Origin of the sequence: Nonomuraea rhizosphaerae (genome assembly GCF_019396405.1) — a bacterium.
GTDB classification, from domain to species: domain Bacteria; phylum Actinomycetota; class Actinomycetes; order Streptosporangiales; family Streptosporangiaceae; genus Nonomuraea; species Nonomuraea rhizosphaerae.
Genome location: NZ_JAHKRL010000097.1, coordinates 1 through 9,772 on the forward strand (window position 1 = coordinate 1; position 9,772 = coordinate 9,772).

Consider the following 9,772-nt stretch of genomic DNA (forward strand, 5'->3'; position numbering starts at 1 on the left):
CCTGCCTGTTTCCCCCCGACGCGGTCGGCGGCGATCTTCTCGAAGTACCCCGACCTGGCGTAGGCGGCCATCGGGTCGGGCGCGAGCCCCATCTCCTCCCGCAGCTCACCGAGCAGCGGGCGGACGTCGGTGTTGTAGGCGTCCATGAGGACGGCGTTGGCGCCCAGCACGTCCCCTGCCCGCTGGGCGGCCGACAGCGCCTCCCGGTCCACCAGCAGCGCCTTGGCGGTGGCCTCCTGCACGTTCATGACCGAGCGGATCTGCCCGGGGATCTTCGGCTCGATGTTGTGGCACTGGTCGAGCATGAACGCGATGTCGTGGGTGTACCCGCCGCCGCCGATCACCTCGCACATGATCCGGAAGAGCTGGAACGGGTCGGCCGCGCCCACCATGAGGTCGTCGTCGGCGTAGAAGCGGGAGTTGAAGTCGAAGCCGCCGAGCTTGCCCTCCCGCAGCAGGAACGCCACGATGAACTCGATGTTGGTGCCCGGCGCGTGGTGGCCGGTGTCCACCACGACCTGCGCCTTGGGGCCGAGCTTGAGGCAGTGCGCGTACGCGGTGCCCCAGTCCGGCAGGTCGGTCATGTAGAAGGCGGGCTCGAACAGCTTGTACTCCAGCAGGAACCGCTGCCCCTCCCCCAGGCGCTCGTAGACGGCCGACAGCGCCTCGGCCAGGCGGTCCTGGCGGGCCCTGATGTCGTCCTGGCCGGGGTAGTTGGTGCCGTCGGAGAACCACAGCTTGAGCGTGTCGGAGCCGGTGGCGTCCATGATGTCCACGCAGTCGAGCAGGTGCTGGAGGGCCTTGCGCCGCACCTGCGGATCGGGGTGGGTGACGCTGCCGAGCTTGTAGTCGTCGTCCTGGAAGACGTTGGAGTTGATCGCGCCGATGCCGACGCCGTGCTCGGTGGCGTGCCGTGCCAGATCGGCGTAGTCGTCGACCTTGTCCCACGGGATGTGCAGCGCCACGGTCGGCGCGACGCCGGTGTGGCGGTGCACCTGCGCCGCGTCGGCCATCTTCTCGTAGGGGTCGCGGGGCACGCCCTGCTGGGCGAACACCTTGAACCGGGTGCCGGAATTGCCGTACGCCCACGAAGGCGTCTCGATGCGCTGCTGACGCAGCTGATCCTTGATCATCGTTCCCCGATCTCAGTCCAGGTGGAAAACTTCGTCCAGGGTGAGCAGCCCCTCGTCGGGCCGGCCGGCCACGAAGAAGGGCGCCATGTCCGCCTGCCAGCGCGTGTTGACGTCGGTCCCGGCCATGGCGCGCTGCGCCGCCTCGAAGTCGTCGGTCTCCAGGTAGCCCACGAGCAGGCCGTCGTCCCGCAGGAAGAGGGAGTAGTTGCGCCAGCCCGCCTTGCTCAGCGCGTCGAGCATGTCCGGCCAGACGGCCTTGTGCCGTTCCCGGTACTCGCCGAGGCGCTCGGGGCGTACCTGCAGCAGGAAGCAGACCCGCTCCACACCGCTCTCCTCTCAGAAGTCGAACTGGTCGATATTGGCGGCGTCGAAGGTGAACGGCGGGCCGAGGATGACCTCACCCTGCTTGCCGATCGTGCGCTCGCCGAGCTTGCCGGCCTTGAACGTCTCGCCCTCGGCGCCGGTGATCTGCCCGGACACCAGCGCGGCGGCGGCGTAGGAGGCCAGGTAGCCGAGGTCCTTCGGGTTCCACAGCGCGAACTTCTCGACCGTCTTGTCCTTGACGAACTGCCGCATCTGGTTCGGCGTCCCGAGCCCGGTCAGCGTGACCTTGCCCTTGTACTTGGAGCCGGAGATGTAGCGCGCGGCGGCCGAGACGCCCACCGTGGTCGGGGAGATGATGCCCTTCAGGTTCGGGTAGGCCTGCAGCAGGCCCTGCGTCTGGGTGAACGACTTCTGGTCGTCGTCGTCCCCGTAGGCCACCTTGACCAGCTTCATGTCCTTGTACTCGGGCTTGCCCAGCTCGTCCTTCATGAACTCGATCCAGGTGTTCTGGTTCGTGGCGTTCGCGGTGGCCGACAGGATGGCGATCTCGCCCTTGTTGCCGATCATCCCGGCCAGCAGCTTGACCTGGCTGCGGCCGACCTCCTCCGAGCTGGCCTGGTTGATGAACAGGTCGCGGCACTCGGGCGAGGCGTCGGAGTCGTAGGAGACGATCTTGATGCCCTTGTCCCTGGCCTGCTGGAGCGGGCCGCAGACGGCGTTGGCGTCGTTGGCGGCGATGAGGATGGCGTCGTGGCCCTGCTGGGTGAGGGTGTTGATGTAGGAGATCTGGGAGGAGGCGGAGGCGTCGGACGGGCCGACCTCCTTGGCCTCGCCGCCGTACTCCTTGGCCGCCTCGATGCCCGCGTTGTCGACGATCGTCTCGTACGGGTTGTTGATCTGCTTGGGCAGGAAGGCGATCTTGAGCCCCTGCTTGATGGGGGCGTTCGGGTCGGCCTTGGCCGCGGCCGAGGAGGAGGCGGGCGCGGGGGCCGGGGCCGAGGTCACGGAGGACTTCGTGGTGCCGCCGCAGGCCGCCACTCCGAGGGCGAGCAGCGCGGTCACGGCGGTCAGTCGCGTCGGGGTCATGGTGATCCTTTCAGATTCGCCCTGGAGGTCGCCCTGAGAAGTGCTGCGGGCTTGGCCAGCGAGACGAGGCGGGGGGTGAGCACCGAGACGATGAGCAGGAGCCCGGTGACGATGGACTGGATCTCGGTCGAGACGTCGCCGAGCATGAGCAGGTTGCGCAGCAGTCCGATGAGCAGCACGCCGGCGATGACGCCGCCGAGCGTGCCCTTGCCGCCGTCGAAGTCCACGCCGCCGAGCAGCACGGCGGCGATGACGGCCAGCTCGATGCCGAGGCCGTTGTCGGCGCGGGCGGAGCCGTACCTGAGGGTGAAGACGACCCCGGCGAAGGCGGCGACGGTGCCGGAGACGACGAACAGCAGCAGCTTGATCCGCTTGACCCGGATCCCGGCGAAGAAGGCGGCCTGCTCCTGCGCGCCGATGGCGTACAGCGACCGGCCGAAGCCGGTCGCGTGCAGGACCACCCCGACGATCGCGGCGAGCAGGACGAACAGCGCGACCGGGTACGGGATCGGCGTCCCGGGCACGTCGTCCACGGCCAGCGAGACGAACTGGGGCGGGAACTGGGCGACGGCCCGGTCCCCGAGCACCACGTACGCCAGCCCGCGGTAGAGGGCGAGCGTGCCGATCGTGACGGCCAGCGACGGCAGCCCGAGCCGGGTCACCAGCAGGCCGTTGACCAGCCCGCACAACGCCCCGGCCAGCACCGCGATCGGGATGATCGTCTCGATGGCCAGGCCGGCGTCCCACAGGGAGCCGACCAGCGCGCTGGACAGCCCCAGCACGGAGGCCACGGACAGGTCCACCTCGGCGGCCACCACCAGCATGGTCATGGCCAGCGCGATGAGCGCGATCTCGCCCAGGTCGCTCAGCGCGAACGACAGGTTCCCGGCGGTGGCGAAGCTGGGCGAGGTGAGCGAGCCGTAGCCGAACACGACGATCAGCAGCACGCCGACCATCACGTCCCAGCGCAGCACCTTAGCCATGACGGCTCCTGTTCCTGAGCAGGCGGGCGACCCTGAGGGCGAGCACCCGGTCGACGCTGATGGCCAGCAGGAGCAGCGCCCCGGTGATGGCCTGCTGCCAGAAGGAGTTGACCCGCAGCACGACCAGCGCGCTGCCGATCGTGGTCAGCAGCAGGGCGCCGAGCGCGGCCCCGTACACGCTGCCGACGCCGCCGGTGATGGCGACGCCGCCGACGACGACGGCGCTGACCACCAGCAGCTCCCAGCCGTGCGCGGAGTCGGCGATGACCGTCCCGAACCTGGCCAGCCACAGCACCCCGGCCAGGCCGGCCAGGCAGCCGCTGACCAGGTAGGCGGTCAAGATCCGCCGCCTGACGGGCACGCCGGCCAGGCGCGCGGCCTCGGGGCTGGAGCCGATCGCGTAGTACTCGCGGCCGCTGGCGTACGAGCGCAGGTAGTAGCCGATCGCCAGCATGATCACCAGCGTGATGAGCGGCAGGTACGGGACGCCGAGCACCGAGCCGTTGCCCAGGGACAGCAGGCCGGGCGGCAGGTTGACGGCGTTGATCTGGCGGCCGTGGGCGATGTAGTGGTCCACGCCCTGGATGACGTAGAGCGTGCCGAGCGTCACCACCAGGGCCGGGACCCGGCAGAAGCTGACCAGCAGGCCGTTGAGCAGGCCGCAGCCGGCGCCGATCGCGATCCCCAGCAGGACGGCGGGGACGATGCCGCCGCCGCTCGCCAGGAAGTCGCCGGTGACGAAGGCGACCAGGCCGACGACGGAGCCGACGGACAGGTCGAGGTTGCGGGTGATGACCACCATGGACTGGCCGACGGCCAGCAGGGCGAGGATGGAGGTGTTGAGCAGGATGTCCTGGACGCCCTGGCTGGACAGGAAGTTGCCGTTGACGCCCGCGGTGACGCCGACGAGCACGGCCAGGGCGATGACCAGGCTCAGCTCGCGGGCGCGGAAGACCAGGTCGACGAGGTTGCGCGCGCTGCGGGCGGGCGACACCTGCTCGGGCGGAGCGGTCGCGGTGGTCATGCGGCCCTCCTGAAGGCTTCGGGCGTCATGCGGCCCTCCCTGTGGCGGCGGTCATCACGCTCTCCTCGGTGGCCTCGGCCCTGGACAGCTCGGCCGTCAGGCGGCCCTCGTGCATGACCAGCACCCGGTCGGCCATGCCCAGCACCTCCGGCAGGTCGGAGGAGATCATCAGCACCGCGATGCCCTGCCCGGCCAGCTCCGACAGCAGGCGGTGCACCTCGGCCTTGGTGCCGACGTCGATGCCCCGGGTGGGCTCGTCCACGATCAGCACCGACGGGCCGGTGGCCAGCCACTTGGCCAGCACGACCTTCTGCTGGTTGCCGCCGGACAGCACGCCGACCCCGTCGCTGAGCCGGGCGAACTTCAGCCGCAGCCGCACCGCCCAGTCCTTGGCCCGGTCCCGCTCGGCCTTCCTGGAGATCGTCACACCCTTGCGCAGGTCGCGCAGCCCGGTCAGGCCGATGTTGCGCTCGATCGACAGCTCCATGACCAGGCCCTGCTGGCGGCGGTCCTCCGGCACCAGCGCCAGCCCGGCGCCCATGGCCGCGGTGGGGCTGCCGGCGGGCAGCCGCACGCCGTCCACCGAGACGGCGCCCGCGTCCCACCGGTCCACGCCGAAGATCGCCCGGGCCACCTCGCTGCGTCCCGCGCCGACCAGCCCGGCCAGGGCGACGATCTCGCCCCTGCGCACCTCGAAGGAGACGTCGGTGAAGACGCCCTCGCGGGTCAGCCGCTCGACCTGGAGCGCGACCTCGCCGACCTCGGCATCCTGTTTGGGGTAGAGGGTGCCGAGCTCGCGGCCGACCATGCGGCGCACCAGGTCGTCGTGGGTGAGGCCGGAGACGGGCTCGCTGGCGATCCACTCGCCGTCGCGCAGCGTCGTGACCCGCTGGCACAGCTCGAAGATCTCGTCCAGCCGGTGCGAGATGAACAGGATCGCGCACCCGTGCTCGCGCAGCGCCTCGACCACCGAGAACAGCCGGGCCACCTCGTTGCCGGACAGCGCGGCCGTCGGCTCGTCCATGACCAGGACGCGGGCGTCGCGGGAGATCGCCTTGGCGATCTCGACGAGCTGCTGGTCGGCGATGGACAGGCCGCGCGAGGGCTGCTCGGGGTCGAGGGCCACGCCGAGCCGGCCGAACAGCTCGCGCGTCGCGTCGTGCATGGCCTTGCGGTCGATGCGGCCCAGGGAGCGGCGGGGCTGGCGGCCCATGAAGATGTTCTCGGCCACGGACAGGTCGGGGAAGAGCGTGGGCTCCTGGTAGATGACGGCCACCCCGGCCTGCTGGGCGTCGGCGGGGCCGGCGAAGACGACCGGCTCGCCGTTGAGCAGCACCTGGCCGCTGTCGGGCCGGTGGACGCCGGCGAGCGTCTTGACGAGAGTGGACTTGCCCGCGCCGTTCTCCCCCGCGAGGGCGTGCGCCTCGCCGGCGAACAGTTCGAGCGAGACGTCGCGCAGCGCCCGGACGGCTCCGAACGACTTGCTGACGTTCGAGAGCGCGAGTGCTGGGGCATCACTCATGCGTCCTCCACCTGGCCGAACAACAAACGTTTTAATCGCGACAGCCCCGGAATCTAAGCGCTGGACCAGCAGCCGTCAATGCCTGCACGACCCTTCTGGCGTCTTTGTGATTGTTACGTTTTAATCGAGGCGTGCAATCTACCCCTGCGCGTTTCACCGCCGTGGACCTCGGCGCCTCCAGCGGGCGCGTGATGAGCGCCGAAGTGTCGGCCTCCCGCGTGCGGCTGGTGGAGGAGCACCGCTTCCCCAACCGGCCCGTACGGGTGGCCGGGACGCTGCACTGGGACATCCTCTCCCTGTACCAGGGCGTGCTGGACGGGCTGCGCAAGGCGGGGCCCGCCGAGTCCGCCGGCATCGACGCGTGGGCCATCGACTACGGGCTGCTCGACCGCCGCGGAAAGCTGCTGGGCAACCCGGTGCACTACCGCGACGACCGCACCGAGCACATCACCGAGCGGCTCGACCCGTACGAGGTGACCGGGCTGCAGTTCCTGCGCTTCAACACGGTCAACCAGCTCACCCGCGACCGGCTGGACGAGGCCGGGACGATGCTGCTGATCCCCGACCTGCTGGGGTACTGGCTGACCGGGGAGATCGGCGCCGAGCGGACCAACGCCTCGACGACCGGCCTGTACGACGTCACCAAGGGCGACTGGGCGTGGGACCTCATCGGGCGGCTCGGCCTGCCCTCCCGGATCTTCCCCGAGATCTCCGACGGCCGGGCGGCGCGGCTGCGCGCCGACGTGGCGGCCGAGATCGGCTACCGGACGTCGCTGGTGCAGGTCGGCTCGCACGACACCGCCTCGGCCGTGGCCGGCGTCCCGGCCACCGGCGACCGGTTCGCCTACATCTCCTGCGGCACCTGGTCGCTGGTCGGCGTCGAGCTGCCGGCGCCGGTGCTCACCGAGGAGAGCCGCCTGGCCAACTTCACCAACGAGGCCGGGATCGACGGCACCACCCGCTACCTGCGCAACGTCATGGGCCTGTGGATCCTCCAGGAGTGTGTGCGCGTGTGGGGTGACCCGCCGCTGGAGCCCCTGCTGGCCGCCGCCGCCGAGGCGCGCACCGAGACCGTCATCGACCCGGACGACCCGTCGTTCCTGCCGCCCGGCGACATGCCCGCGCGCATCGCCGAGTACTGCGCGCGTACCGGGCAGGCGGCTCCGGCCGACCGCGCGCAGGCCGTACGATGCATCCTGCAGAGCCTCGCCCTCGCCTACCGGCGAGCCGTCGACGACGCCGTGCGCCTGAGCGGGCGGCCCGTCGAGGTCGTGCACCTGGTCGGCGGCGGATCGCGCAACGCGCTGCTGTGCCAGTTCACCTCCGACGCCACCGGCCTGCCGGTCGTCGCGGGGCCCGTCGAGGCGGCCGCCCTGGGCAACGCGCTGGTCCAGGCGCGGGCGCGCGGCCTGGTCGGTGACCTGGCCGGCATGCGGGACCTGATACGACGGAGCGAGAGCCTGCGCACCTACGAACCACAGGGGAATCGATGAGCACGGTGAGCATCAAGGACGTCGCCGCGCGGGCGGGCGTGTCGCCCGGCACGGTGTCCAACGTGCTCAACCGGCCCGAGAAGGTGGCCGACTCGACCCGGACCAGGGTGGAGTCGGCGATCAGGGAGCTGGGCTTCGTGCGTCACGGCTCGGCCTCCACGCTGCGCGCCGGGCACAGCCGCACCGTCGGGCTGTCGGTGATCGACATCGGCAACCCGTTCTTCACCGACGTGGCCGCCGGCGTCGAGGACGTGGCCAGCGAGCGCGGCTACGCCGTCATCCTCGGCAACTCCTCGGGCAGCCGGATGAAGGAGGAGCGCAACCTGCTGGTCTTCGCCGAGCAGCGGGTGCGCGGGGTGCTGATCACGCCGTCGGACGAGGACCCGCAGCGGCTCGACCAGCTCCGGGCGCGCGGCATCTGCGTGGTCCTGGTGGACCATCCGGCCGAGCGCTCCGACCAGTGCGCGGTCGCCGTCAACGACGTGACGGGCGGCTCGATGGCCGTCGCGCACCTGCTGGAGGGCGGGGCGGGCAGCCTCGGGTTCGTGACCGGCCCGGCCACGATCAGGCAGTGCCAGGACCGCAGGCGCGGCGCCGAGCAGGCCATGGCCGCGGCCGGGCGCGACCCGCGCGAGCTGCGCGAGGTCGCGATGCCCGCGATGACTGCCAAGGCGGGCCAGCAGGCGGCCGAGAAGCTGCTGGCCGACGGGTCGATGCCGGACGCGCTGTTCTGCGCCAACGACCTGCTCGCCCTCGGCATGCTGCGCGGCCTGCTTCAGGCGGGGGTGCGGGTGCCGCACGACGTCTCGCTGATCGGGTACGACGACATCGACTTCGCCTCGGCCTCGACGGTGTCGCTGACCTCGATCCGGCAGCCGACCTACCAGCTCGGCCGGGTGGCCACCGATCTGCTCCTGGACGAGTGCGACAACCCGGACACGCACGCGCACCAGCAGATCATGTTCCAGCCGGATCTCGTCGTGCGGGAGTCCACGAGGTAGGTTGTGCCCCGAACGGTAGGTTTTTTCCTGACCGAACAAACGGGGTTGATCATGAGCAATGGTGCCCGTCACGCGCTCGGGGTGGTCGCGGGGCTGCTCCTGTCCCCGCTGATCGCCGTCACGCTGGCCTACGGCGTCTGGCTGGTCAGCGTCAGCATCCGCCAGTTCCAGGTCTCGTGGCTGGGGCTGCTGATCTGCGTCGCGGCGGGCGTCCTGCTGGCTCTGCTGGTCAGCTCCCGGCTCTCGCCGCTGGCCTCGCTCATCGGCGGGCTGCTGTTCACGGCGTTCGGCCTGCTGCCGATCCTGGAGACGACGGGGTTCCGCGTGCTGCCCGAGTCCGCGTACCGGGGGGAGATCGGGAACGGGTTCCTGACCTTGACCTACTCGGGCTTCCTGCTGGTGCTCGGGGTGCTGATGCTGGGGGCGTCGGCGTTCCCGTCGCGGTGGCGGGGGCCGGCCGGTCGCGCGGTGGCGGCCCAGCCCGCGTACGGGGTGGTCCCCCCGTACGGCGGGGCGGGCGACCAGGGCATCTCCTCGCACTACCAGCAGGACCGGCAGGAGCGGCGGGTGAGCCCGCAGTACCCGCCGCAGGGGCCCGGGGACGCCACCCGCCCGATGCACCGCGAGTAGCGTCCGCGGATTTCCGGAGCCCGCCCGCGCACCTGCCCGCGCCGGGCCCGCGTGGCCTGGCAGAATGCCGTGCATGCGCGACTCGAAGATCGTCGATTTCCTCGCCCTGCTCGCCGACCGGGTGCCCGCGCCCGGCGGCGGCGCGACCGCGGCCCTGCACGCGGCGCAGGCCGCCGCGCTGCTCGGCATGGTCGCCCGGTACACCACCGGGGACAAGTACGCCGAGCACGCCGGCGCCGTCGCCGAGGTGACCACCGAGACGGACACGCTGCGGGAGCGGGCGCTGCGGCTGGCCGAGGAGGACGCGGCGGCCTTCACCGCCGTCACGGACGCCTACCGGCTGCCCAAGGGGCCCGAGCGGAGCGAGGCCATCGCCGTGGCCCTGGCCGGGGCGGCCGAGCCGCCCGCGCGGGTCGCGGAGACGGCTGAGAGACTGGTCGCGCTGTGCGAGCTGCTGCTGCCGATCGGCAACCCCAACGTGATCACGGACGTGGCCGCCGCCTCGGAGGCGGGGCGGGCCGCGCTGACGACCGCCCGCGTGAACGTCGAGGTCAACGTGGGCGGCCTCAAGGACGA

The 9,772-nt window shown here is 71.3% G+C and carries 10 protein-coding genes; 4 read left to right on the forward strand and 6 right to left on the reverse strand.

Going from position 1 to position 9,772, the window contains the following annotated elements:
• From rhaI to KME77_RS04685, 6 genes are all read right to left on the reverse strand, one after another.
• Nucleotides 1–1,133, reverse strand: a 1,133-nt coding sequence (gene rhaI / locus KME77_RS04660) for an L-rhamnose isomerase (RefSeq protein ID WP_219462293.1), incomplete at its 3' end; no start/stop codon positions are given.
• 12 nt (nt 1,134–1,145) lie between these two features.
• Nucleotides 1,146–1,457, reverse strand: a complete 312-nt coding sequence (locus tag KME77_RS04665) for an L-rhamnose mutarotase (RefSeq protein ID WP_219462294.1) — start codon at nt 1,455–1,457, stop codon at nt 1,146–1,148.
• Between the two features lie 12 nt (nt 1,458–1,469).
• On the reverse strand, nt 1,470–2,543 hold the full coding sequence (gene rhaS, locus KME77_RS04670) for a rhamnose ABC transporter substrate-binding protein (RefSeq protein ID WP_219462296.1): 1,074 nt from the start codon (nt 2,541–2,543) through the stop codon (nt 1,470–1,472).
• Nucleotides 2,540–3,526, reverse strand: coding sequence for an ABC transporter permease (locus tag KME77_RS04675; protein WP_219462298.1), 987 nt, complete (start codon nt 3,524–3,526; stop codon nt 2,540–2,542). Before KME77_RS04675 ends, rhaS begins: the two co-directional genes overlap by 4 nt.
• Entirely contained in the window at nt 3,519–4,550 is a 1,032-nt protein-coding gene (locus KME77_RS04680) for an ABC transporter permease (protein ID WP_219462301.1), read from the reverse strand. Before KME77_RS04680 ends, KME77_RS04675 begins: the two co-directional genes overlap by 8 nt.
• 25 nt (nt 4,551–4,575) lie before the next feature.
• Nucleotides 4,576–6,072, reverse strand: a complete 1,497-nt coding sequence (locus KME77_RS04685) for a sugar ABC transporter ATP-binding protein (RefSeq protein ID WP_219462302.1) — start codon at nt 6,070–6,072, stop codon at nt 4,576–4,578.
• Nucleotides 6,073–6,203: 131 nt separating this feature from the next.
• Here KME77_RS04685 and KME77_RS04690 point away from each other — a divergent pair, with 131 nt between their 5' ends.
• The 4 genes from KME77_RS04690 to KME77_RS04705 form a co-directional block, all read left to right on the forward strand.
• Nucleotides 6,204–7,565, forward strand: coding sequence for a rhamnulokinase (locus KME77_RS04690; RefSeq protein WP_308250552.1), 1,362 nt, complete (start codon nt 6,204–6,206; stop codon nt 7,563–7,565).
• Nucleotides 7,562–8,566 (forward strand): LacI family DNA-binding transcriptional regulator, encoded by a 1,005-nt coding sequence (locus KME77_RS04695; RefSeq protein ID WP_219462304.1) that lies wholly within the window; start codon nt 7,562–7,564, stop codon nt 8,564–8,566. Before KME77_RS04690 ends, KME77_RS04695 begins: the two co-directional genes overlap by 4 nt.
• 51 nt (nt 8,567–8,617) lie before the next feature.
• Entirely contained in the window at nt 8,618–9,196 is a 579-nt protein-coding gene (locus KME77_RS04700) for a TMEM165/GDT1 family protein (protein WP_219462306.1), read from the forward strand.
• Between the two features lie 73 nt (nt 9,197–9,269).
• The coding region (locus KME77_RS04705) for a cyclodeaminase/cyclohydrolase family protein (RefSeq protein ID WP_219462309.1) at nt 9,270–9,772 on the forward strand (503 nt) is incomplete at its 3' end.

Excerpts from the sequence above, each read along its gene's own strand:
- rhaS (WP_219462296.1), bottom strand. The coding sequence starts at position 2,543 with ATGACCCCGACGCGACTGACCGCCGTGACCGCGCTGCTCGCCCTCGGA.
- KME77_RS04675 (WP_219462298.1), bottom strand. The coding sequence starts at position 3,526 with ATGGCTAAGGTGCTGCGCTGGGACGTGATGGTCGGCGTGCTGCTGATC.
- KME77_RS04680 (WP_219462301.1), bottom strand. The coding sequence starts at position 4,550 with ATGACCACCGCGACCGCTCCGCCCGAGCAGGTGTCGCCCGCCCGCAGC.
- KME77_RS04685 (WP_219462302.1), bottom strand. The coding sequence starts at position 6,072 with ATGAGTGATGCCCCAGCACTCGCGCTCTCGAACGTCAGCAAGTCGTTC.
- KME77_RS04695 (WP_219462304.1), top strand. The coding sequence starts at position 7,562 with ATGAGCACGGTGAGCATCAAGGACGTCGCCGCGCGGGCGGGCGTGTCG.
- KME77_RS04700 (WP_219462306.1), top strand. The coding sequence starts at position 8,618 with ATGAGCAATGGTGCCCGTCACGCGCTCGGGGTGGTCGCGGGGCTGCTC.